The sequence below is a fragment of the Streptomyces sp. NPDC090741 genome, from assembly GCF_044769045.1.
GTDB lineage: Bacteria > Actinomycetota > Actinomycetes > Streptomycetales > Streptomycetaceae > Streptomyces.
The window spans coordinates 102301-124477 of the sequence record NZ_JBIVXF010000022.1; the positions used below are offsets into that span (position 1 = coordinate 102301).

Below are 22177 nucleotides of genomic sequence, written 5' to 3' on the forward strand. Positions count from 1 at the left end.
CAGGCGGGCCCTCCGTCGTAGGCACCTTCGTAGGCACCGTCGTACGCACCGTCGTACGCACCGCCGTACGCACCGCCGTAGGCCCGGCCCCCGGGGGCGCCGTCCAGCTCGAACCAGACCACCTTGCCGCCGGCCTGGACGAGCGCGTCCACGCCCCAGGCGTCGGCGAGGGCCTGCACCAGCATCAGTCCGCGGCCGTGCGTACCGTCGTCGGCGGTCGGTACGTACGGCCGGGGCCTGCGCGTTGCGTAGTCCCGGACCTCCACCCTCAGCCGGTCCGCGGCGAGCCTCGCGGACACCTCCGCGCCCTGGTCGGTGTGGACGAGGGCGTTGGTGACGAGCTCGGTGATCAGCAGCTCCGCCACCTCCGCGATGTCGGCCGGGCACCGGTGGCGCATCAACTCCCGTAACGCCCGGCGCACTTCGCCCACCGCCTTGAGATCCGCCCGACGTATGCTTCGGGTGATCTCCACCGCCTCCACCGCTCTCCCGTCCTCGACGGACGGTTCACGCGGTTCGGGCCGCCCTCTCCTCCACTGCTTCCCGGTCTTCGCCCCCACCCGCACGGCGATGCCCCTCCCCCGCAAGTTCCCGTGGATCTCGAACTGGTCTACGGGGATGCATGCCCGCCGGGACAATCCGCACTCCTGCGGGCTTACGGGCGCGGCACGTTGCGCAGATTGGATCGAGCCATCTGGATCATCCTTCCCACGCCACCGTCCAGCACGATCTTGCTGGCGGAAAGTGCGAACCCGGTCACCATCTCGGCGCTGATCCTGGGTGGAATGGACAAGGCGTTGGGATCGGTCACCACGTCCACCAAAGCGGGTCCCTTGTGCCGGAACGCGTCCCTCAAAGCCCCCGCGAGCTGCTTGGGCTTCTCGACGCGGACCCCGAACGCGCCCGCCGCGCGGGCGATCGCCGCGAAATCCGGGTTGTGGTTGGTCGTTCCGTACGAAGGAAGGCCGGAAACAAGCATCTCCAACTCGACCATTCCGAGTGATGAGTTGTTGAAGAGGACCACTTTGACGGGCAGGTCGTACTGCACCAGGGTGAGGAAATCTCCCATCAGCATCGAGAAGCCGCCGTCGCCCGACATCGACACCACTTGACGGCCGCGGTCGGTGAACTGTGCGCCGATGGCCTGCGGGAGGGCGTTGGCCATGGAGCCGTGACTGAAGGAACCGATGATGCGCCGCTTGCCGTTCGGGGAAAGATAGCGCGCCGCCCACACGTTGCACATGCCCGTGTCGACAGTGAACACGGCGTCCTCGTCCGCGAGTTCGTCGACGACGGAGGCCACGTACTCGGGGTGGATCGGGGTGTGCTTCTCCACCTTGCGGGTGTAGGCCTTCACCACGCCTTCCAGGGCGTCCGCGTGCTTCCTCAGCATCTGGTCCAGGAAACGGCGGTCCGTCTTGGCCTTGACCCGGGCGTTCAGGGCGCGCAGGGTCTCCCGTACGTCCCCCCAGACTCCGAGGACCAACTGCGAGCGGCGGCCCAGGTGTTCGGGGCGGATGTCCACCTGGACGATCTTCACGTCGTCGGGCAGGAAGGCGTTGTACGGGAAGTCCGTGCCGAGCAGGATCAGCAGATCGCACTCGTGCGTGGCCTCGTAGGCGGCGCCGTAGCCGAGCAGCCCGCTCATGCCGACGTCGTACGGATTGTCGTACTGGATCCACTCCTTGCCGCGCAGGGCGTGCCCGACGGGCGCCTTGACCCGGCCCGCGAACTCCATGACCTCGGCGTGCGCGCCGGCGGTGCCGCTGCCGCAGAACAGGGTGACCTTGTCGGCCCCGTCGATCAGCCGGACCAGTTTCTCGATCTCCCCGTCGCCGGGGCGTACGGTCGGCCGCGCGGTCACGAGCGCGTGCTCGATGCTCTTCTCCGGGGCCGGGAGGGAGGCGATGTCGCCGGGCAGTGCGACCACGCCGACGCCGCTGCGGCCGATGGCGTGCTGGATCGCGGTCTGGAGCACGCGGGGCATCTGCTGCGGGTTGGAGATCAGCTCGTTGTAGTGGCTGCACTCGGTGAACAGCCGGTCGGGGTGGGTCTCCTGGAAGTAGCCGAGGCCGATCTCGCCGGAGGGGATGTGGGAGGCGAGCGCGAGGACCGGGGCCATCGAGCGGTGGGCGTCGTAGAGGCCGTTGATCAGGTGCAGGTTGCCGGGGCCGCAGGAGCCCGCGCAGGCGGCGAGCCGCCCGGTGATCTGGGCCTCGGCCCCGGCGGCGAAGGCGGCGGTCTCCTCGTGCCGGACCTGGATCCACTCGATGCCGTCGGTCCGGCGGATGGCGTCGACGACGGGGTTCAGGCTGTCGCCGACGACTCCGTACATCCGGCGCACGCCGGCGCGTACGAGGATGTCGACGAACTGCTCGGCCACGTTCTGCTTGCCCATGGAGAGGCGCCCTTTCGTTGCCCGCCGGGTACGCCCGTCCATCCATCCACATTCTGCGCGGTTACGCCTCCCAGACGGCGGCGGCTGTCCGGTCGTCGGCGTAGCCCTTGAGGCGGAGCTGGGTGTCCGCGAGGAAAGCGGCGAGGCCGGGGGGCTCGGCGCCGGTCCAGCGGGCCGCGAGTTCGGCCGAAAGGAGGCCCTCCTCGCGCATGGGGTCGGCGAGCCCTCCGGAGCACAGGAGCAGGGTGTCGCGGGGCCGCGCCACGGCCGCGCGGAACCGGAACCCGTCCGCGGCGGTCTCGGCCGAGTCCGCGTCCGAGCCCGAGCCCGAGCCCGAGCCCGAGCCCGGCTGCGGCTCCAGGTCCTCCCAGGCCCCACCCCGGAGCCGGAACAGACCGCCGGCGCCCGCGCCGAAGGAGATCCGGGTCTTGCACTCGGGGTCGATGGGGAGCAGCAGGACGCGCAGGCCTGCGGTGTACGAGTCCTCCGGGAGCCCGAGCTCGGCGGCGTGGGCGCGCAGGCGCCCGTACCCCCGGTCGGTGAGCCGCTGGAGCCCCGAGCGCAGGGCGTCGCGCCGGCCGGCGCGGATGTCGTCCGCCAGCCGCTCCCGGCTCCGGCCGACGGCCGAGGCGATCCACCGGCACAGCTCGGCGGCGGCTTCGGCGGCTCCGGGCGCGGCCCGGTCGCATCCGGCGAGGGCGACGACGACGAGGGCGTCGTCGCCGGTGCCGAAACGGGCGGTCAGCAGGAAGTCCCGCCGGGCCTCGCCGCGGAAGCGGGCGGAGTCCCCGCGCACGGAGGTGGCGCGCAGGGTGTACGCCCCGTGCCGGGCCCCTTCGAGCACGGTGTCGGGCACGAGCTCTTCGAGCGCCGCCGGATCGGCGAGGGGAAGCGCCCCGGGCTCGGCGGCATAGGTGGGCGCCCGATCCCCGAGGAACTCCACGACGGGCCGCTCCCCGCCCCACACCGCCGCCTCCCCACCGGCACCGGACCAGGGCTCACCGGCAACCGGAGCCCCTGACCCGGCCGGGCCCTGCGGCCGGGCACCGGCCTGCCCGGCCCCGGGGGCGGCGTCCCATGGGGCCGAAGGCTCCGCACCGGAGCCCGGATCGGGCACGGAATCGAAGCGGGGCGACGGCTCGCGGCCGGGCCGGGCTCCCGGGGCGGAGCCGGGGTCGGAGCCGGGGTCAGGGTCGGCGGCATAGGCCGGGCCGGGGCCCTGGCCGGGGCCCTGTCCGGGGCCCTGTCCGGGGCTCTGCCGGGGCCGGGAAGTGGGCTCGACAGCGGAAGGCGGCACGGCGGGGCCCGGGGCGGGCCAGGGGTTGAAGTCCGGCTCGGCTCCGGGTCCGGGCCGGGGTGGTGTACCGGTGTCCCCGTCGGGGGTCCGCTCGGGGGGCGCTTCCCGGGTCGGGGACCCGGGCGGGGGCCCGGGTGGGGCGCCCCAGCGCCAGACCGGCAGTTCGGGCGGCGCCTCGGGGAGGGCCGGCGGCACGGTCACACTGCCCAGGCCGTATCCCGTCGTCCCGGGTTCCCGAGGGTCCCGGGGTGGCGGCGCCGACTCCGGGTCGGGCTCCCGACGCGGCCCCGGCAGCACGGCATGCGGGGGCGCCACGGGCCACTGCGGCGGCCCGAAGGGCGCGGGCCCCGGCGGTACCGGTGGCGTGGACCCCGGCCCCGTCCCGAGCGGCCCCGGGGGTGCGGGCGGGGCGGGGTTCGGCCCCGGCGGCACAGATGACACAGGTGACACGGGGGGCACAGGTGGCACGGGGGGCACGGGTGACGCGCCCACCGGGCCCGGCGGCGCAGCCACCGGCGGTGGCCCCCCGGGCGGGCCCTGGGGTGGGACCCGGGTGGTGACGGACGACGCCGAGTGGAAGCGGGAATCCAGTGTGTCGGCCGGGTCCGGGGTGGAGGCCGGGTCCGGGTCCGGGGTTTCGTACAGCTTCTGCCACCAGTCGTCCGCGCCCTGCTGACTCATGGGCTCATTCTTGGCCCCCCAGAGCGGCAGAAAACGCCGAATACGCGAAAAGGGGTCCATCGGGCCGCCGCCCGGTGGACCCCTTTTCGTATCTCTCGTACGACCTAACGGATGTCGTACGCCCGCACGACCGTCTGGGTGACGGTCGCGCCGTTCGTGTCGCTGAGCTCCACCTTCAGCGAAACCTGCCGGCCTGCCTCGGCGCCGGCGTGGTCCACGACCGCCGACCAGCGCCCGTTCCGTTCGGCGACAGCCGCCTGCGTCCAGTGCTCACCGTCGTACGAGTACGCCAGCTTCACCGACTTCAGCGCCCCCGGGACGTACCCCGCGTGCCCCGTGACCCCCAGCCCGATCGTCTGCCCGTTCGCCGCCGGCAGCGTCTTCATGCCGTCCGCCGGGAGCGAGATCGACGGGAACAGGATCGGCAGGGCCTGCGAGTACTGCGCCGGGTCCTGCTTCGACCGGAAGGTCCAGGTCGTCGCCACCGCCTGCGAGCGCTGCCAGGTCCGCGCCGGGGCTCCGAACTTCTCGATCTGCTGCGTCAGTTCGTACCTGGCCTCCTCGGCCGGGACCTCGAAGACCCCCGACGGGTACCAGCTGTCGCCGATCTGCTCGCCGTTGCGCTTCAGGACCAGCCCGCCGACGTCCCCGAAGGAGCCCGGCTGCGCGTAGTGCCCGCTGTCCCCCCACATCGCGGAGGCGAAGCCGATCAGATCGCCCTGCCGCTCGGCGGCCAGCTGCGGCCGGCCCGCGAGGTCGCGGCCGGCGACCGGGCCGATGACCCCGTCGTACCAACTCTCGCTGCGCTTGCCGCCCTTGGCGTACGTGCGCTGCTGGTCGGTCATGAACTCGCCCCAGGGGAAGCTGCTGGAGACCATGTGGTCCCAGGCCGTGTCCCCTGCGGAGTAGAACTCGGTGCGCTTGCCCGGCACGGCGACCGTGTCCAGGCCGCCGAAGTACACGGCGTTGCCCAGCGGCCGGTAGGCGCCGGTCAGGTCGGTGAAGTCGGCGGCCACGCCCATCGCGTGGTAGGCGGACTCGACGGAGCCGAGGTCGCGGTCGCGCACCCGGTAGGTCCGGTCCCCCTGTACCGCGCCCTTCTCCACCTGCGCCAGGTTGTAGACGTACGGGCTCTTCGCGCTGCCCTTCCAGTTCAGCGTGACCTTCCCGGCCGCGAGCCGCGCCAGCAGCGCCTTCGCCTCCGGCTGCTCGATGGTCAGCGCCGGGAGCGAGCCGCCCGCGTAGCCGGTGAAGCCGGCCCAGCGGCCGGGGGCGTCACGGAAGGCGAGGACGGCCTTGGCCCCGGCCGCCCTGGCGTTGTTCGCGACCTCGTACAGCGAGCCGTCCTCCGCCTTGACCAGGACGATCGCGCCCGCCGCTCCCGCGGCGGCGAGCTCCTCGGGGGTACCGGAGCCCGCGTTGACCAGCGGCGCGCTTCCCGTTCCGTCGAGGTTGTCGCTGCCCGTGGAGGCGGTGATCGGGTGCAGCGCCGGGCCGCCGGGGCCGGCGACCTTCAGCTCGGAGATCAGCGGCGCGGCCGCGCGCCAGTAGCTGCCGAACTCGAACTCGCCTTCGTGCGCCCGGCCTTCGACCGAGGCGTAGTAACCGCGGATCGTCCGTCCGCCCATCGCGGTGCCCGCGTGCAGCCAGGACCCGTCCCAGTACCGCGAGAAGGCGAGGGTGGTGTTGCGGGCCTCGGCGGGCCGGTCGGTGGCGATCGAGAGCCGGGCGGCCTTGCGGGCGTCCAGCACGATCACGGCGTCCTTCTTGACCTCCACCTGGGGGCGGCCCAGGTAGGTGAGGGAGTCGTACAGCGCGGCCCCGTCGCCGGCGTCGAGCGTGCCGACGAAGGCGGAGAGGAAGTACGAGCCCGGGCGCACCCGGTAGACCTGGTCCGCGGCGCCGTCGTTGAAGCGGCGCTCCCCGCTGGCGTCGTCGGTGCCGATGACGTCGAGGGAGGAGGGTCCGGCGGCGGGCTTGCCCGCGCGGTCGATCAGCTTGACGCGCAGGGTGACGGTCTCCGGCTCCACGTACAGCGAGAAGGGCGTGGAGACGTGCACGCCGTCCGCGGTGGCGACGACGCGCCCGGTGACGTCCCCGTACTGGGAGCGCTCCAGCCGGCCCGCCGGGTCGAGGGCGAGCGGCACCTTGACGGTGGCCCCGGCCGGGACGGTCACCGTACGGCGGTCCAGGCCCGCGATCCGGCTGCGAACGGCCGAGCCGTCGTTGCCGGTGACCTTCTCGACGGCGAGGTTCAGGCTGACGGGCCGGGTGCCGCTGTTGGTGTACGGGATCTCGACGCTCGTCCGGTCGCCGCGCTCCTGCGGCCAGTGGTACGAGCCGCCCTGCACGGCGGGGGCACTCGTCACGGTGGTGTCGACGGCGGCCTTGACGTCTAGGCGGCCGCCGCCGGTCTGGCGTACGTCCCCGGGGACGGCGGAGTTCGCAGAACCGACGAGGGCGGCCTTGACCTGCTGGGCGGTCCAGTCGGGGTGGCGCTGCTTGACGATCGCGGCGGCGCCGGCGACGTGCGGGGTGGCCATCGACGTACCGGACATGGACTGGTACGCGTACACCCCGCGGCCGCCCGCGGCGGCGGCGGAGATCCCGACGCCGGGAGCGGCGATCTCGGGCTTGAGGGTGTGCTGGAGTCCGGCGGGGCCGCGGCTGGAGAAGGGGGCCGTGGTGTCGTCGCGGTCCACGGCGCCGACGGTCAGCACACTGGGCGCGCACCCGGGCGAGGAGACCGTGTTGTTGCCGGGGCCGGAGTTGCCGGCGGCGATCACGAAGAGGGTGCCGCTGCTCTGCGCGAGCCGCTCGGCGGCGGCCGACATGGGGTCGTCGCAGGTGGTCTGCGAGGGGTCGCCGAGGCTCATGGAGACCACGTCGGCCTTGCTCTCGACGGCCCACTCCATACCGGCGATGATCCACGAATCGAGGCCGTAGCCCTGGTCGTTGAGCACCTTGCCGCTGAGCAGTGCGGTGCCCGGCGCGACGCCCTTCTTGGCGCCGCCGCTCTCCGCTCCGGAGCCGCCGACGGTGGAGATGGTGTGGGTGCCGTGGCCCTGGCGGTCCGCGTCGGTGTCGGAGTCGGTGAAGTTCTTCGACGCGGCGACGCGGCCCTTGAGGTCGGGGTGCTCCAGGTCGGTGCCGGTGTCGAGGACGGCGACCTTGGTGCCCTTGCCGTCGTACCCGGCCGCCCAGGCGGCGGTGGCGCCCACCTGCTTGGTGGACCGTTCCAGGTTCGCCTGGACCTTGCCGTCGAGCCACAGCTTCTTCAGCCCGCCGGCGGCGCGGGAGCGGGTGTCGGTGACGTCCGCCCAGAAGGCGGCTGCCTGCTGCTTGTCGGCGGCGAGGGCGACGGCCCCGATGGAGCCGAGCACGAGGGAGCGCTCGGCTCCGCGCGGGGCCGGGGGTGCGCTGCGCGCCAGGTCGGCGGAGCCGTCGTAGACCGCGATGAGCGGGAGCTTCTTGGTGCGGGCGTCGTCGTAGCCCTGCCGGATCAGGCCGGTGACGTTGAAGAGCTCCTGGTCGACCCGGCCGGCGGCGAGGGCCTTGACCGCGCTCTCGGGGTAGACGTAGAGGTCCTTGCCGTTCTGGCGGGTCTGCACGAGCGGCTGCGAGCCGTCCTCGCGCGGCATCGCGGTGGCTGCAGTGCGGCCGGCCGGGTCGGTGGAGACCAGGATCCGGTCGCCGGTGACCAGGGTCACGGTGACCGGGGCCGTGGGCTGCTTTCCGGCCGCTTCGCTCCCCGCGATCGGTCTCGTCCCCGTTGTTCCAGGCGCTCCGTCGCTCGGCTGTGCCGCTGACGGGCCGATGGCGGTGACGGCCAGGACGGCCGCGGTGGCCGCTCCCACCGCCGTACGCGATATCGGGCGCATCGCTCTCCCCAGGTGAATTCCGGCCAACTGCTGCATTGCACGGCAAAGCTGCCCGCAAGCGGCTTCTGACCGGCGGATGTTGGTGCTGCGGTGGCGTCACCTTGGCAGAGGGGCGGGGGATGCGGCGATGATGTCCGCGGCGGGTTTGCGCCGTGGCCGCTTCCCGCCAGGAGTGCCGTGGAGAGGGTGGGTGGACCGGTTGCTGAACGCGATAGGCCTGGACGAGGGCCAGGAGTCGGCGTACCGCGCGCTGGTGGCGCTGGGGGCGGCGGAGGTGCCCGACCTCGCGCACCGGCTGACGCTGCCGGTGCCGCAGACCGAGCGGGCCCTGCGACACCTGGAGCGGCACGGGCTGGCGGCGCAGTCCTCGACCCGGCCGGGGCGCTGGGTGGCGGCCCCGCCGGGGGTGGCGCTGGGGGCGCTGCTGACGCAGCAGCGGCACGAGCTGGAGCAGGCGGAGCTGACGGCGGCGCTGCTGGCGCAGGAGTACCGGGCGGAGGCCTCCGAGCCGGCGGTGCACGACCTGGTGGAGGTGGTGACGGGCGCGAGCGCGGTGGCGCACCGCTTCCACCAGCTCCAGCTGGGCGCGGCCGAGGAGGTGTGCGCCCTGGTCAGCGGGCGGCCGCAGGTGGTCACCGGGATGGAGAACGAGGCGGAGGAGCGGGCCGCCGTACGGGGCGTGGCGTACCGGGTCGTGATCGAGCGGGAGGTACTGACCCTGCCGACGGGGATCAGGGAGGCGTCGACGGCGCTCGCCCGGGGCGAACAGGTCCGGGTGACGGGGGACGTCCCGACGAAGCTGGTGATCGCGGACCGGTCCCTGGCGATGGTCCCGCTGACGGCGCGCGGGGCGGAGCCGGCGGCGCTGGTGGTGCACGCGTCGGGGCTGCTGGAGTCCCTGATGGGCCTCTTCGAGGCGGTGTGGCGGGAGGCGCTGCCGCTGCGGCTGGGGTCGACGGGCGCGGCGGAGGAGTCGGGGGGCGTGCCCGACACCACGGACCTGGAGATCCTGACGCTGCTGCTGGCCGGGATGACGGACGCGAGCGTGGCGAAGCACCTGGAGCTGGGGCTGCGGACGGTGCAGCGGCGGGTCAAGGGCCTGATGGAGCTGTCGGGGGTCACGACGCGGCTCCAGCTGGGCTGGCACGCGTACGAAAGGGGCTGGGTGGCCCGGTAGCCGCGCGGCCCCATGGCTGGGTGGCCCCATGGGCCCCCGTCGGTCAGGCTGAGCGCATGGATCTGCCGCAGCTGCTCCTGGTGGGGCTGGTGCTGCTGCTCGGGGTGGTCGGGGTACTGGTCCCCGGTGTTCCGGGGACCTGGCTGGTCTGGGCGGGGGTGCTGTGGTGGGCGCTGCACGAGCGGTCGACGCCGGCGTGGTCCCTGCTGGTCTCGGCGACGGCTCTGCTGCTGGTGGTCCAGGTGGTCGAGTGGCAGCTGCCGCCTCGGCGGCTGCGCGGCGTGGGGGTCACCCGCCGGATGGCGGTGTACGCGGGCGCGGGCGCACTGATCGGCTTCGTGGTGGTGCCGGTGCTGGGGGCGGTGCCGGGGTTCGTGGGGGGCGTCTACCTGTGCGAGCGGTTGCGGCTGGGCACGCACGGCGAGGCCTGGGCCTCGGTCCGGGCGGTGATGCGGGCGGTGGGCACGAGCGTGCTGGTGGAACTGCTCGCGTGCCTGATGGTGGTGGGCGCCTGGCTCGGGGCGGTGGTGACGGGCTGACTCGGGCGGCAGGGCACGGCACGGCACGGCGTAGGTCCATGGGTCCACGACTGTTCGTCCGGAGGCCCGATGCGGGTGGTGCGTGGCGCTGCGAGGCTGGGTTCCATGACGGCGTTCAAGGGTTTCAGCGAGGCACAGCTGGCGTACCTCCGGTCGCAGCGGCTGGGGCGGCTGGCGACGGTGGACGCGGCCGGGCAGCCGCAGGCGAACCCGGTGGGGTTCTTCCCGCAGGAGGACGGAACGGTCCTGGTGGGCGGCATGGCCATGGGGTCGACGAAGAAGTGGCGGAACCTCGGGAACAACCCGCGGCTCGCCCTGGTGGTGGACGATCTGGCGAGTACCCGGCCGTGGAAGGTCCGCGGGGTCGAGATCCGCGGGCGCGCCACGCTGGAGGTGGGCCCGCACGCGCTGGGCCCGCACTTCAGCCCGGAGGTGATCCGGATCCACCCGGAGCGGATCTTCGCCTGGGGCCTGGACGACGACTGACCCGGGTGGAGGCCCGGACGCCCGTGGGCCCGGACGCCCGTGGGCCCGGATACCCGGACGCCCGGACGCCCGTGGGCCCGCAGGCCCGGCCCCGGGCGGGAACCCGGACGCCTGCCCTCCTCGGGGGAGGGGGCAGGCGTCCGTGACCGGTCTCAGTGGCGGCCGTTGCGCTTCACCGCGTAATTGGCCCGGCCCTCGGCCGACTTGATCCGCCAGTCCCGGCGGATCTCGTTGCGGAGCCTGGCGTCCGTCTTGGCGACGATCCGCTGGTTCTCCCGGAGCAGCTTGCGGTAGCTCTCCAGGCGCCGCTCCGGCAGTGCGCCGCTCTCCAGCGCTTCGAGTACCGCGCATCCCGGCTCGGCCTCGTGCGCGCAGTCGTGGAAGCGGCAGTCGGCCGCGTACTCCTCGATCTCCGAGAAGACCTGGCCGACCCCGGTCCCGGCGTCCCACAGGCCGACGCCCCGCAGTCCGGGCGTGTCGATGAGGACGCCCCCGCCGGGCAGTGCCAGCAGGTTGCGGGTGGTCGTCGTGTGCCGGCCCTTGCCGTCCGCGTCGCGCGTGGCCTGGACCTCCATGACGTCGGCGCCGAGCAGCGCGTTCGCCAGGGTGGACTTGCCCGCGCCCGAGATGCCGAGCAGCACGCTCGTACCGCCGGCGACGACCGCCGCCAGTACGTCCGTGCCCTCCCCGGTGTGGGAGGAGACGGTGAGGACGTCGACGCCCGGCGCCGCGGTCTCCACGTCCTGGACCAGGTGCGCGAGCGTCACCGGGTCCGGTACGAGGTCGGCCTTGGTCAGGATGACCAGCGGCTGCGCCCCCGACTCCCAGGCGAGGGCCAGGAAGCGCTCGATGCGGCCGAGGCCCAGCTCGACGGCCAGGGAGACCGCGATGATCGCGTGGTCGACGTTGGCGGCGAGGATCTGCCCCTCGGACCGCTTCGAGGAGGTGGAGCGTACGAAGGCGGTGCGGCGCGGCAGGTACGTCTTGACGTACCGGGGGCTGCCGGCCACCTCGACGGCGGCCCAGTCACCGGTGCAGATGACGCGGAGCGGGTCGTGCGGGGTGACGAAGGCGGTGTCGGCGTGGACGATGCCGTCGGCCGTCATGACGTCGCACTGGCCGCGGTCCACCCGCACCACACGGCCGGGCACCAGGCCCTGCCCGGTGTACGGGGCGAACTCGGCCTCCCACGCCTCGTCCCAGCCGAAGGGGGCGAGGGCGGACGCGTACGCAGAAGAGGTGGAGGAAGAAAGACGAGCAGAAGAGAAAGACAAGGGGAACCCTTCACAGGGTGGCCCCGGCAGCGCGCGCTCAGCGGCGCGCGAAGAGGTGTGAGGTCAGCCGGAGACCACGGAAGTGACATTGATGGTCTTCTGAGTGCGGGCGGCGCCCTGCGTGACGACAGTCATCAATGAACTCACCTCCGGGTCATGCACGTACTGGTCGGTTCCGCGCGGATCGGCGGGAACTCGATCACCGTAGCAAGTGCGCTCCTGCGCACGCCAATTCTTTTTCCGGCCACTTCGGCGGGCGCATGTCCGATTCGTTCAAGACCGGCGGGCCGGCCCGCTCCTAGCCTGGCCGCATGACTCCCCGAACGGCTCCCCGAACGACTCCCCGACTCGACATGATCGGCCTCGTCGTCTCCGACATGGCCGCCTCGCTCGCCTTCTACCGCCGCCTCGGTCTGGACATCCCGGCCGGGGCGGAGGATCAGCCGCACGTGGAGGCCGTCCTGACCGGCGGGCTCCGGATCGGCTGGGACACGGAGGACGTGATCCGCTCCTTCGACCCGTCCTGGACCCGCCCCGCCGGGGGCGACCGGCTGGGGCTCGCATTCCTGTGCGAGTCCCCCGCCGAGGTGGACGCGGTGTACGCCGAGCTGACGGACGCCGGGTACAAGGGCCATCTGGAGCCCTGGGACGCCTTCTGGGGGCAGCGCTACGCCGTCGTGCTCGACCCGGACGGCTGCGGGGTCTCCCTGTTCGCCGCCGCCGGGGCGTAGGCCGCCGCGTAGGCCCCCGGGGTGGTCCCGGCCAGCGCCCGCACCTCGCGGGCGAGGTGGGCCTGGTCGGCGTACCCGGCCCGGTACGCCACCTCGGCCTGCGGCAGCCCCCGCCGCGCCAGTTCCAGCGCCCGCTGGAGGCGCAGCACGCGTCCGAGCGTGCGGGGTCCGTAGCCGAAGGCGTCGAGCGAACGCCGGTGCAGCTGGCGCTCCCCGAGGCCGACCGCCGCGGCCACGGCGGCCACGGACTCCCCCGCGCCGAGCCCGGCCGCCACCCGTGCGGCGAGGGGGTCGGGGGGCTTGCTCCGCGCCGCGCGGCTGCGGGCCAGCCGCTCCAGCCCCGAGCCGGGGTCCTCGTACGCGCTCATCCGCTCGGCGAGCTCGCGCGCCTCCGGACCCGGCCAGAGGTCGGCGAGCTCGACCCGCCGGTCACGCAGCTCGTACGCCGGTACGCCGAGCAGCGCGGGCGCCGTGCCGGGGGCGAACCTCAGCCCCGACACGAGGCCGCGGGCCCCGCCCGGCACCTCCCCGGCGGGGTGCGGCCCGGTGTCGGGGCCGGCGACCAGCAGCCGCCCGTCGACCCACAGCAGGTCCATGCAGCCGTCGGGCAGTACGGGCCCGCCAGGGGCTCCGGGGGCTGCGGTGCGCCGCCAGACGATGGCGCCCGGCACCAGCGGGGACGACCGCTCCTCGTACACAGCCGCCACGTTACGCCGCGACCCGCGACCCCCGTTCCGTGACCGTCAGTGCTTGCGCAGCCGGGCCGAGTAGTCCTCGGGCGGCAGGAACTTCGACCAGCGCTCCGGGAACTCCGAGGGCATCTCGCCGTCCCCCTCCTCGTCGTCCTCCGACTCGCCCTCGGCGAGGGCCCGCCACGCGGCGGCGCGCGCGATCAGCTGCGCGGCCTGCGTCTCGCGGGCCCGCTCGTTGGCCTCGCGGGCCGCGGCGGTGGCCACGGACGGCCAGACGCGGTCGATGGCGGCGTTCACGGCCGCGCCGACGAGCACGGCGAAGGCCGACACGCCGATCCACAGCAGGACGGCGACGGGCGCGGCCAGCGAGCCGTAGATGGTCGGGCCCTCGACGGTGTTCGTGAGGTAGATCCGCAGCAGGAACGAGCCCAGCACCCACATGGCGAGTGCCACGAGCGCGCCCGGGACGTCCTCGATCCACGGGGAGCGCACGGGTACGGACACGTGGTAGAGCGTGGTCAGGAAGGCGATGGACAGCAGGGTGACGATCGGCCAGTAGAGGACCGCGATCACCTCGGTGCTCCAGGGCACCCAGCGGACCACCGCGTCGGGCCCCGCCACCATCAGCGGCAGCACGACGGCGCCGATCACCAGGGCGACCACGTACAGCAGGAAGGAGAGCAGCCGGGTCTTGACGATGCCGCGCTGGCCGTCGAGCCCGTACATCACGGTGATGGTGTCGATGAAGACGTTGACGGCCCGCGAGCCCGACCAGAGGGCGAAGGCGAAGCCGAGGGAGATCAGGTCCGGGCGGCCGGCTTTGGTGACGTCGTCGAGCATCGGTTTCGCGATGTCGTTGACGCCCCGGTCGGAGAGGACCGTGCCGACGGCGTTGAGGATGTTCTCCTCGATGGAGGCCACGAACGTGCCGCCCGTCCAGCCGTCCACGTACCCGAGGAGGCCCAGGAGGCCCAGGAACAGCGGCGGCAGCGAGAGCAGCGTGAAGAACGCCGCCTCGGCGGCCAGGCCGAGGATCCGGTACTCGATGCACGAATTGACGGTGTCCTTCAGCAGCAGCCACGCCATCTTGCGCTTGGAGACGTTGCGGTACAGGGCACGGGCCCGGTGGAGTCGCCCGGGGACCCGCTCGTGGACCCGCTCGGGTGTTTCTTTTGCTGGCTGCACGTCCTTACGGTATCCGCATGGCAGCCACCACCCACACAGTCACCAACCAGGCCCCTCCCCTCGTGGGCTACGACGTCTACGGCACCGACCGGGCACTGCGCGAGGGCGTGGAACGGCACCTGTCGGGCGCGGCGCCCGAACTCCTCGGCGAGGTGCGGGAGGAGCTCACGGAACTGGGGCGGGCGGCGGGCTCGGCGCAGGCCCAGAGGTGGGGTGCGCAGGCGAACGAGAACCCACCGCAACTGCGTACGCACGACCGGTACGGCAACCGGATCGACGAGGTGGAGTTCCATCCGGCCTGGCACCGGCTGCTCGGGCACGCGGTGGGCGCCGGGCTGACCGACGCGTGGGGCCGGCCGGCCGGGCATCTGCGCCGCGCGGCCGGGTTCTTCGTGTGGTCGCAGGCCGAGGCGGGGCACGGCTGCCCCGTGTCGATGACCCATGCCGCCGTACCGGCGCTGCGGACGGATCCGGAACTGGCCGCCGAATGGGAGCCGCGGCTGACCTCGCACGCGTACGAGGAGGGGCTACGGCCGGCCGGGCAGAAGGCCGGGGTGCTGTTCGGCATGGGGATGACGGAGAAGCAGGGCGGCAGCGACGTACGGGCGAACACGACGGCGGCGAAGCCGCTGGACGCGGCGGGCGAGTACCTGCTGACGGGGCACAAGTGGTTCTGCTCGGCGCCGATGTCGGACGGGTTCCTGGTGCTGGCGCAGGCATCGTCCTCCGGAACGGACGGCCTGACGTGCTTCCTGGTGCCGCGGGTGCTGCCGGACGGTACGCGCAACGTGTTCGCGATCCAGCGGCTGAAGGACAAGCTGGGCAACCGGTCGAACGCGTCGGCCGAGGTGGAGTTCGACGGGACGTGGGCGCGGCGGGTCGGCGAGGAGGGGCGGGGGGTGCGGACCATCATCGGGATGGTCGCGGCGACCCGGCTGGACTGCGTGCTGGGCTCGGCGGCGCTGATGCGGCAGGCGCTGACGCAGGCCGTGCACCATGCGGAGCACCGCTCTGCTTTCGGAGCACGGCTCATCGAGCAGCCGCTGATGCGCAACGTACTGGCCGACCTCGCGCTGGAGTCGGAGGCGGCGACGACGCTGGGGCTGCGCCTCGCGGCCGCGTACGACGCCGGGACGGAGCAGGAGCGGGCCTTCCTGCGCATCGCGGTGCCCGCCGCGAAGTACTGGGTGACCAAGCGGTGTACGCCGATGGTGGCGGAGGCCCTGGAGTGTCTGGGCGGCAACGGCTACGTCGAGGAGTCCGGGCTGCCGAGGCTGCTGCGCGAGTCCCCGCTGAACTCGATCTGGGAGGGCTCGGGCAACGTACAGGCCCTGGACGTACTGCGGGCGCTGCAGCGGGAGCCGCTGGCGCTGAACGCGCTCCTCCAGGAGGTCGGGCAGGCGCGCGGCGCCGACCACCGGCTGGATTCGGCCATCAAGGGGCTGCTGACGGAGCTCGCGGACCTGGAGGGCATCGAGGCACGGGCGCGCCGGGTGGTGGAGCGCATCGCCCTGGTGCTGCAGGGATCGCTGCTGGTGCGCTGGGCGCCGCCGGAGGTGGCGGACGCGTTCTGCGCCTCGCGCCTGGGCGGCGACTGGGGCGCGGCCTTCGGCACGCTGCCGCACAGCCTGCATCTGGGCGCGCTGGTCGAACGGGCGCGGATCGCGGGCTAGGTTCCGGGACTCCGGGACCTGTCCCCAAACAGGTCCGAGCCGGGATCCGAGCCGGGATCCGGGCCCGTTGACCAGGATCAGGGGTGGCACCGCGCCGACTCGGCACCACCCCTGATCCGAAAGCCCCGAGGAGGAGCCGTCACGCCGCGAGGCGACGTGCGGACAGTTTCGGTCGGGTGACCGGGACTTGGCGAGAGTTGCATACCGTTGCAACCCTCTGAGTCCTCTGAGTCCTCTGAGTTCTCAGCGTTCTCTGCGTTCGCTGCGTTTCGTTCCGCACGGGGAGGTTCCGGTGGCCTACACCACAGGCAGCACGGTCGATGTGGCACGCATCTCGGCCATGGACGCGCGAGAGGCCGCGCGTCTGCTCAAGGGGGTACGGGCGGCGGCGCTGGCCGGGGGCCGGCCGCCGGCGGAGCCCCGCCCGGAGATCGCCGAGTCCTGGCGCCGGATGCTGGCCGGCGGGGTGCACCCGGACCGGGACGCGCGCTCGCGGATGCTGTCGGCGGCCGAGACGGAGGAGCGGCGGCAGGTCTCGCCGCTGCGGGAAATCCTGCCGGTGCTGCGCGAGGGGCTGCTGCCGGCGCTGGACACGGCTCTGCACATCATGGTCGTCGCCGACGCGGAGGGGCGGCTGCTGTGGCGGGAGGGGGCCTCCTCGATCCTGCGCAAGGCGGACCGGCTCGGGTTCACGGTGGGCGCCGACTGGGACGAGGCGGTGGTCGGCACGAACGGCGTGGGTACGGCTCTGGTGGCCCGCCAGCCCGTCCAGGTGTTCTCGGCGGAGCACTTCGTCTCCAGCCACCACGACTGGACCTGCGCGGGGGCGCCGGTGCGGGACCCGCGGGACGGGCGGCTGCTGGGCGTGGTGGACGTCAGCGGGCCGCTGGCCACGATGCACCCGGCCACGCTGGCGTGGGTGAGCTCGGTGGCCCGCCTCGCGGAGCGGGAGCTGCGGATCCGGCACCTGGAGTCGCTGGAGCGGCTGCGGGCGGTCGCGTCGCCGCTGCTGGCCCGGCTGCCGGGGCAGGCCCTGGCGGTGGACCCGCACGGCTGGACGGCGGCGGTGACGGGGCTGGCCCCGGCGGACCGGATCGCGCTGCCGAAGGGGTTCGGGCCGGGCCGGGTGTGGGTGGCGCAGCTCGGGGACTGCGTGGTGGAGCCGCTGCCGGGCGGCTGGCTGCTGCGCGTCGCGGAGGCGCCGGGCACGGCCGCGGCGGCGAGCCGGGTCGTCCTGGACCTGAGCCGTCCGCGGGTGTGGTCGGCGACCGTGTACGGGGCTGCCGGGAGCTGGTCCCAGGAGCTGAGCCCGCGCCACGCGGAGCTGCTGTTCCTGCTGGCGGAGAGCCCGCGGGGGCGGTCGGCGGCGGAGCTGGCGGCGGAGCTGTTCGGGGATCCGACGCGGACGGTGACGGTGCGGGCGGAGCTGTCCCGGGTACGGCGGCACCTGGGCGGGGTGCTGACCCACCGCCCGTACCGCTTCGCGGACGACGTGGAGGTGGAGCTGATCCGCCCCGAGGACCCGGCGGCGCTGCTGCCGCACTCGACGGCGCCGGCGGTGATCAGAGCCCGGCTGGGCCGTGCGGGGGCGGGCATGATTCCCTGACCTGCATGAGCACCATCACACTCACCACGTGGTCCCTGGAAATGGCCTCGCCGCAGGATCTGGTCCGGGCGGCCGTCCCGGGTCCTGAGATCAGCGTCCGGCGGGCGGAGGTCCCCTCGCCGGAGTTCAGCCGCTTCCTCTACGCCTCGGTGGGCGGTGACATCCACTGGACGGACCGGCTGTCCCTGACCCGGGCGCAGTGGGTGGAGCAGCTGGGCCGTCCCGGCGTGGAGACGTGGGTGGCGTACGAGCACGGGACGCCGGCGGGGTACGTGGAGCTCGACCCGCAGGACGACGGCGTGGTGGAGATCATGTACTTCGGGCTGCTCCCGGACTTCCGCGGCCGCCGCATCGGGGGCCACCTGCTGACGCTGGGCATCGACGCGGCCTGGTCCCTGGCGGACCGCTGGCCGGGGCGCGAGGCGACGACGCGGGTCTGGCTCCACACGTGCAGCCAGGACGGCCCTACGGCGATGGACAACTACCTGCGCCGCGGCTTCAAGCTCTTCAAGACGGAGACGAAAGAGAAGGAGAGCGCCCCGACCCCCGGCCCCTGGCCGGGCGCGTAGGGGCCTGCGTACGGCATCCGGGCCGTGGGACAGGGGGCGCCCCGTGCCGGACGGGCTGCGGCGGCCGGATCCCGCCCACCTCCGCCGCGTGACCGGCGTCACATTGTCTCGGGATGCGGGACTACATCGTCCGAATAATGGACAGTAGTGGACTCCTCCAATCGGCACATGACACGCTTCCGCCATGAATGGAGCTGGAATTGCCTTGGTGAGTCGGCGGCACGTCGACCTCGGCCGCATGTCCAGTGCCATCTGTTCGGCGCGCTGACGGAACCAGCCACCGCCGCGCAGCCCCGGCACAGCGCCCCGCACACCGTCGTCGCGGGGGCGCCGCCGCCCGCAGTCCCCTGAAGGCAGAACACCGCCCTGACCACCGGCACAACCGGAAAATCGGGCGGCGATCGGCCGCACCTGCTCAGCGGCAGGGCTGATGAACAGGGGCACTCGCCGCCCCTCCCCCTGCCCTTGCATCGAGCCGCCGAAGAAGGACGTACCGCCATGGCCGCCACCCCCGAAACGCCCGCAGCCGCAGCTCCCGCAGCCGCCGCGCGCCGCAAGACCGGCCGTCACCGCGGCGAGGGTCAGTGGGCCGTCGGACACCACACCCCCCTCAACGGCAACGAGCAGTTCAAGAAGGACGACGACGGTCTCAACGTGCGGACACGCATTGAGACGATCTACTCCAAGACGGGCTTCGACTCGATCGACCCCAACGACCTGCGCGGCCGCATGCGCTGGTGGGGTCTCTACACCCAGCGCAAGCCCGGGATCGACGGCGGCAAGACCGCGATCCTGGCGCCGGAGGAGCTGGACGACAAGTACTTCATGCTGCGCGTCCGCATCGACGGCGGCCGGCTGACCACCGAGCAGCTGCGCGTCATCGGCGAGATCTCGCAGGAGTTCGCGCGCGGCACCGCCGACCTCACCGACCGGCAGAACGTGCAGTACCACTGGATCCGGATCGAGGACGTCCCGGAGATCTGGCGCCGCCTGGAGGCCGTCGGCCTCTCCACCACCGAGGCCTGCGGTGACACGCCCCGCGTCATCCTCGGCTCGCCCGTCGCCGGCATCGCCCAGGACGAGATCATCGACGGCACCCCCGCCATCGACGAGATCTACCGCCGCATCGTGGGCAACCCGGACTTCTCCAACCTGCCCCGCAAGTTCAAGTCCGCGATCTCCGGCTCGCCGCTGCTCGACGTGGCGCACGAGATCAACGACATCGCCTTCGTCGGCGTGAACCACCCCGAGCACGGCCCCGGCTTCGACGTCTGGGTCGGCGGCGGCCTCTCCACCAACCCCAAGCTGGGCGTGCGCCTGGGCACCTGGGTCTCGCTCGACGAGGTCCCGGACGTCTACGAGGGCGTCATCTCGATCTTCCGCGACTACGGCTACCGCCGCCTGCGCACCCGCGCCCGGCTGAAGTTCCTCGTCGCCGACTGGGGCCCGGCCAAGTTCCGCCAGGTCCTGGAGGACGAGTACCTGGGACGCAAGCTGACCGACGGCCCCGCGCCCGAGCAGCCCAGCGGCCAGTGGCGCGACCACGTCGGCGTCCACCAGCAGCAGGACGGCCGCTTCTACGTCGGCTTCGCGCCCCGCGTCGGCCGCGTGGACGGCGCCACCCTCACCAAGATCGCGGACGTCGCCGACCAGCACGGCTCCGGCCGCCTGCGCACCACCGCCGAGCAGAAGATGATCGTCCTCGACATCGAGGCGGACAAGGTCGACTCCGTGGTCGCCGCGCTGGAGGCGCTGGACCTGCGGGTCAAGCCGTCCCCGTTCCGCCGCGGCACGATGGCCTGCACCGGCATCGAGTTCTGCAAGCTGGCCATCGTCGAGACGAAGGCGCGCGGCGCCTCGCTCATCGACGAACTGGAGCGCCGCCTGCCGCAGTTCGCGGAGCCGCTGACCATCAACATCAACGGCTGCCCGAACGCCTGCGCCCGTATCCAGGTGGCGGACATCGGTCTCAAGGGCCAGCTGGTCCTCGACGATGACGGCAACCAGGTCGAGGGCTACCAGGTCCACCTGGGCGGCGCGCTCGGGCTGGAGGCCGGATTCGGCCGCAAGGTCCGCGGCCTCAAGGTCACCTCGGCCGGTCTGCCCGACTACGTCGAGCGGGTCGTCACGCGCTTCGAGGAGCAGCGCGAGGACGGCGAGCGCTTCGCCGCCTGGGTGACCCGCGCGAAGGACGAGGACCTGTCGTGAGCGAGCGCGCGGCCCCGTTCTACTGCCCGTACTGCGGCGACGAGGACCTGTTTCCGAACGAGACGGGTCACGGCGCCTGGGAGTGCAGGTCCTGCAACCGGGCCTTCCAGCTGAAGTACCTCGGGCTGCTGGCCCGGGGTGTCCGGTCCGACACCGTGGGAGGGGACGAGATATGACCACGACTCAAGACGCCCGTCTCAAGGCCGGCAGCCCCGAGGCTGAGTCTCTGAAGACCGTTGCCGAACGGGCCGGGCGCGACCTGGAGGACGCGTCCCCGCTGGAGATCCTGCGCTGGGCGGCCGACACCTTCGGCAAGAAGTTCTGCGTCACCTCCTCCATGGAGGACGCGGTGGTCGCCCACCTCGCCTCCCGCGCCTTCCCCGGCGTGGACGTGGTCTTCCTCGACACCGGCTACCACTTCGAGGAGACCATCGGCACCCGCGACGCGGTCGAGGCCGTGATGGACGTCAACGTCATCACCCTCACCCCGCGCCGGACGGTAGCCGAGCAGGACGCGGAGTACGGCCCGAAGCTGCACGACCGCGACCCCGACCTGTGCTGCGCGCTGCGCAAGGTCAAGCCGCTGGAAGAGGGCCTGACCGCGTACGACGCATGGGCGACGGGCCTGCGCCGCGACGAGTCCCCCACCCGGGCGAACACCCCGGTGGTCGGCTGGGACGAGAAGCGGCAGAAGGTCAAGATCTCCCCGATCGCCCGCTGGACCCAGGACGAGGTCGACGCCTACGTCGCCGAGCACGGGGTCCTGACCAACCCGCTGCTGATGGACGGCTACGCCTCCGTCGGCTGCGCCCCCTGCACCCGCCGCGTGGCGGAGGGCGAGGACGCACGCGCCGGCCGCTGGGCCGGCCGGGCCAAGACCGAGTGCGGACTGCACGGCTGATGACGGACAGCACAGAACTTACGGAGACACAGCAGATGAGCGTGAGCGACCAGGGCGCCACCGTGTGGCTGACCGGGCTGCCGAGCGCGGGCAAGACCACCATCGCCTACGCGCTGGCCGAGCGGCTGCGCGCCGAGGGCCACCGCGTGGAGGTCCTCGACGGCGACGAGATCCGCGAGTTCCTCTCCGCCGGCCTGGGCTTCACCCGGGAGGACCGCCACACCAACGTGCAGCGGATCGGATTCGTCGCCGAACTCCTGGCGAGCAACGGCGTCAAGGCGCTCGTACCGGTGATCGCGCCGTTCGCGGACAGCCGCGAGGCCGTCCGCAAGCGGCACGCCGCCGAGGGCACCTCATACCTGGAGGTGCACGTGGCCACCCCGGTCGAGGTCTGCTCCGAGCGTGACGTGAAGGGCCTGTACGCCAAGCAGGCGGCGGGCGAGATCTCCGGTCTGACCGGCGTCGACGACCCGTACGAGGCTCCGGACTCCCCGGACCTGCGCATCGAGTCGCACACGCAGACCGTGCAGGAGTCGGCTTCGGCCCTGCACGCGCTGCTCACCGAGAGGGGTCTGGCATGACGGCCACCGTCGCACACGTCCACGAGGCTGCGGACGATTCCCTGGGCTCCGCGCCCTACGCGCTGTCGCACCTCGACGCCCTCGAATCGGAGGCCGTGCACATCTTCCGCGAGGTGGCGGGCGAGTTCGAGAAGCCGGTGATCCTCTTCTCCGGCGGCAAGGACTCCATCGTCATGCTGCACCTGGCGCTCAAGGCCTTCGCACCCGCGCCGGTGCCCTTCACGCTGCTGCACGTCGACACCGGACACAACTTCCCCGAGGTCCTCGACTACCGCGACCGCGCGGTGGCCCGGCACAA

The 22177-nt window shown here is 72.9% G+C and carries 19 protein-coding genes and 1 pseudogene; 13 read left to right on the forward strand and 7 right to left on the reverse strand.

The genetic code is table 11. The features are described 5' to 3' along the window. Positions 1-98 precede the first annotated feature (98 nt). The 4 genes and pseudogenes from ACIQU4_RS38715 to ACIQU4_RS38730 form a co-directional block, all read right to left on the reverse strand. Positions 99-455 (reverse strand): annotated as a pseudogene (locus tag ACIQU4_RS38715) (ATP-binding protein); the annotation flags it as partial. 200 nt (positions 456-655) lie between these two features. Continuing rightward, positions 656-2398 carry a pyruvate dehydrogenase gene (locus ACIQU4_RS38720; RefSeq protein ID WP_403741427.1) on the reverse strand — a complete coding sequence of 581 codons (1743 nt, stop codon included), beginning with the start codon at positions 2396-2398 and terminating at the stop codon, positions 656-658. Positions 2399-2459: 61 nt separating this feature from the next. Continuing rightward, entirely contained in the window at positions 2460-3896 is a 1437-nt protein-coding gene (locus ACIQU4_RS38725; RefSeq protein ID WP_403741430.1) for a protein phosphatase 2C domain-containing protein, read from the reverse strand. Positions 3897-4480: 584 nt separating this feature from the next. Beyond that, positions 4481-8257 carry a S8 family peptidase gene (locus ACIQU4_RS38730; RefSeq protein WP_403741432.1) on the reverse strand — a complete coding sequence of 1259 codons (3777 nt, stop codon included), beginning with the start codon at positions 8255-8257 and terminating at the stop codon, positions 4481-4483. Between the two features lie 199 nt (positions 8258-8456). On the opposite strand from ACIQU4_RS38730, the gene ACIQU4_RS38735 reads away from it, so the two are divergent. The 3 genes from ACIQU4_RS38735 to ACIQU4_RS38745 all read left to right on the forward strand — a co-directional run bounded on the left by ACIQU4_RS38735 (position 8457) and on the right by ACIQU4_RS38745 (position 10459). After that, positions 8457-9434 carry a helix-turn-helix domain-containing protein gene (locus tag ACIQU4_RS38735; protein WP_403741478.1) on the forward strand — a complete coding sequence of 326 codons (978 nt, stop codon included), beginning with the start codon at positions 8457-8459 and terminating at the stop codon, positions 9432-9434. A gap of 56 nt (positions 9435-9490) precedes the next feature. Further along, complete coding sequence (locus ACIQU4_RS38740) at positions 9491-9973, forward strand: DUF456 domain-containing protein (RefSeq protein ID WP_403741435.1); 483 nt, start codon at positions 9491-9493, stop codon at positions 9971-9973. A 105-nt stretch (positions 9974-10078) separates the two neighbouring features. Next, positions 10079-10459 carry a PPOX class F420-dependent oxidoreductase gene (locus tag ACIQU4_RS38745; RefSeq protein WP_403741438.1) on the forward strand — a complete coding sequence of 127 codons (381 nt, stop codon included), beginning with the start codon at positions 10079-10081 and terminating at the stop codon, positions 10457-10459. Positions 10460-10611: 152 nt separating this feature from the next. Here the strand turns inward: ACIQU4_RS38745 and rsgA are convergent, their stop codons facing one another. Continuing rightward, a complete protein-coding gene (gene rsgA, locus ACIQU4_RS38750) occupies positions 10612-11733 on the reverse strand; it encodes a ribosome small subunit-dependent GTPase A (protein ID WP_403741442.1) in 1122 nt (373 codons plus the stop codon). 311 nt (positions 11734-12044) lie between these two features. Here rsgA and ACIQU4_RS38755 point away from each other — a divergent pair, with 311 nt between their 5' ends. Beyond that, positions 12045-12464 (forward strand): VOC family protein, encoded by a 420-nt coding sequence (locus tag ACIQU4_RS38755; RefSeq protein ID WP_403741445.1) that lies wholly within the window; start codon positions 12045-12047, stop codon positions 12462-12464. On the opposite strand, the gene ACIQU4_RS38760 is transcribed toward ACIQU4_RS38755, so the two are convergent. Both ACIQU4_RS38760 and ACIQU4_RS38765 read right to left on the reverse strand, forming a co-directional pair. Further along, positions 12401-13162 carry a helix-turn-helix domain-containing protein gene (locus tag ACIQU4_RS38760; protein WP_403741448.1) on the reverse strand — a complete coding sequence of 254 codons (762 nt, stop codon included), beginning with the start codon at positions 13160-13162 and terminating at the stop codon, positions 12401-12403. The two genes, ACIQU4_RS38755 and ACIQU4_RS38760, sit on opposite strands and share 64 nt — an antisense overlap. A 45-nt stretch (positions 13163-13207) precedes the next feature. Next, positions 13208-14341 (reverse strand): YihY/virulence factor BrkB family protein, encoded by a 1134-nt coding sequence (locus ACIQU4_RS38765; protein ID WP_403741451.1) that lies wholly within the window; start codon positions 14339-14341, stop codon positions 13208-13210. A 17-nt stretch (positions 14342-14358) separates the two neighbouring features. On the opposite strand from ACIQU4_RS38765, the gene ACIQU4_RS38770 reads away from it, so the two are divergent. The 9 genes from ACIQU4_RS38770 to ACIQU4_RS38810 all read left to right on the forward strand — a co-directional run. After that, entirely contained in the window at positions 14359-16014 is a 1656-nt protein-coding gene (locus ACIQU4_RS38770; protein ID WP_403741453.1) for an acyl-CoA dehydrogenase family protein, read from the forward strand. Between the two features lie 340 nt (positions 16015-16354). Further along, on the forward strand, positions 16355-17620 hold the full coding sequence (locus tag ACIQU4_RS38775; protein WP_403741480.1) for a GAF domain-containing protein: 1266 nt from the start codon (positions 16355-16357) through the stop codon (positions 17618-17620). A gap of 5 nt (positions 17621-17625) precedes the next feature. Then, positions 17626-18189: a GNAT family N-acetyltransferase gene (locus ACIQU4_RS38780; protein WP_403741456.1), complete on the forward strand. Its 564-nt coding sequence runs from the start codon at positions 17626-17628 to the stop codon at positions 18187-18189. Positions 18190-18373: 184 nt separating this feature from the next. Beyond that, positions 18374-18457 (forward strand): putative leader peptide, encoded by an 84-nt coding sequence (locus ACIQU4_RS38785; protein ID WP_351782709.1) that lies wholly within the window; start codon positions 18374-18376, stop codon positions 18455-18457. Between the two features lie 230 nt (positions 18458-18687). Next, positions 18688-20397 carry a nitrite/sulfite reductase gene (locus ACIQU4_RS38790; RefSeq protein ID WP_403741459.1) on the forward strand — a complete coding sequence of 570 codons (1710 nt, stop codon included), beginning with the start codon at positions 18688-18690 and terminating at the stop codon, positions 20395-20397. Further along, on the forward strand, positions 20394-20573 hold the full coding sequence (locus ACIQU4_RS38795) for a hypothetical protein (RefSeq protein ID WP_385591103.1): 180 nt from the start codon (positions 20394-20396) through the stop codon (positions 20571-20573). Before ACIQU4_RS38790 ends, ACIQU4_RS38795 begins: the two co-directional genes overlap by 4 nt. Continuing rightward, positions 20570-21298 carry a phosphoadenylyl-sulfate reductase gene (locus tag ACIQU4_RS38800; RefSeq protein WP_403741462.1) on the forward strand — a complete coding sequence of 243 codons (729 nt, stop codon included), beginning with the start codon at positions 20570-20572 and terminating at the stop codon, positions 21296-21298. The genes ACIQU4_RS38795 and ACIQU4_RS38800 overlap by 4 nt, the downstream gene beginning before the upstream one ends. A gap of 35 nt (positions 21299-21333) precedes the next feature. Next, positions 21334-21879 carry an adenylyl-sulfate kinase gene (gene cysC, locus ACIQU4_RS38805; protein ID WP_030009619.1) on the forward strand — a complete coding sequence of 182 codons (546 nt, stop codon included), beginning with the start codon at positions 21334-21336 and terminating at the stop codon, positions 21877-21879. Further along, positions 21876-22177, forward strand: a 302-nt coding sequence (locus ACIQU4_RS38810) for a phosphoadenosine phosphosulfate reductase family protein (protein WP_403741466.1), incomplete at its 3' end; no start/stop codon positions are given. The genes cysC and ACIQU4_RS38810, both read left to right, overlap by 4 nt.

What these genes read in the sequence shown, in the direction of transcription:
- ACIQU4_RS38720 (WP_403741427.1), bottom strand. Translation starts at nt 2,398, where the DNA reads ATGGGCAAGCAGAACGTGGCCGAGCAGTTCGTCGACATCCTCGTACGC.
- ACIQU4_RS38730 (WP_403741432.1), bottom strand. Translation starts at nt 8,257, where the DNA reads ATGCGCCCGATATCGCGTACGGCGGTGGGAGCGGCCACCGCGGCCGTC.
- ACIQU4_RS38740 (WP_403741435.1), top strand. Translation starts at nt 9,491, where the DNA reads ATGGATCTGCCGCAGCTGCTCCTGGTGGGGCTGGTGCTGCTGCTCGGG.
- ACIQU4_RS38745 (WP_403741438.1), top strand. Translation starts at nt 10,079, where the DNA reads ATGACGGCGTTCAAGGGTTTCAGCGAGGCACAGCTGGCGTACCTCCGG.
- ACIQU4_RS38755 (WP_403741445.1), top strand. Translation starts at nt 12,045, where the DNA reads ATGACTCCCCGAACGGCTCCCCGAACGACTCCCCGACTCGACATGATC.
- ACIQU4_RS38770 (WP_403741453.1), top strand. Translation starts at nt 14,359, where the DNA reads ATGGCAGCCACCACCCACACAGTCACCAACCAGGCCCCTCCCCTCGTG.
- ACIQU4_RS38775 (WP_403741480.1), top strand. Translation starts at nt 16,355, where the DNA reads ATGGACGCGCGAGAGGCCGCGCGTCTGCTCAAGGGGGTACGGGCGGCG.
- ACIQU4_RS38780 (WP_403741456.1), top strand. Translation starts at nt 17,626, where the DNA reads ATGAGCACCATCACACTCACCACGTGGTCCCTGGAAATGGCCTCGCCG.
- ACIQU4_RS38785 (WP_351782709.1), top strand. Translation starts at nt 18,374, where the DNA reads ATGAATGGAGCTGGAATTGCCTTGGTGAGTCGGCGGCACGTCGACCTC.
- ACIQU4_RS38790 (WP_403741459.1), top strand. Translation starts at nt 18,688, where the DNA reads ATGGCCGCCACCCCCGAAACGCCCGCAGCCGCAGCTCCCGCAGCCGCC.
- ACIQU4_RS38800 (WP_403741462.1), top strand. Translation starts at nt 20,570, where the DNA reads ATGACCACGACTCAAGACGCCCGTCTCAAGGCCGGCAGCCCCGAGGCT.
- cysC (WP_030009619.1), top strand. Translation starts at nt 21,334, where the DNA reads ATGAGCGTGAGCGACCAGGGCGCCACCGTGTGGCTGACCGGGCTGCCG.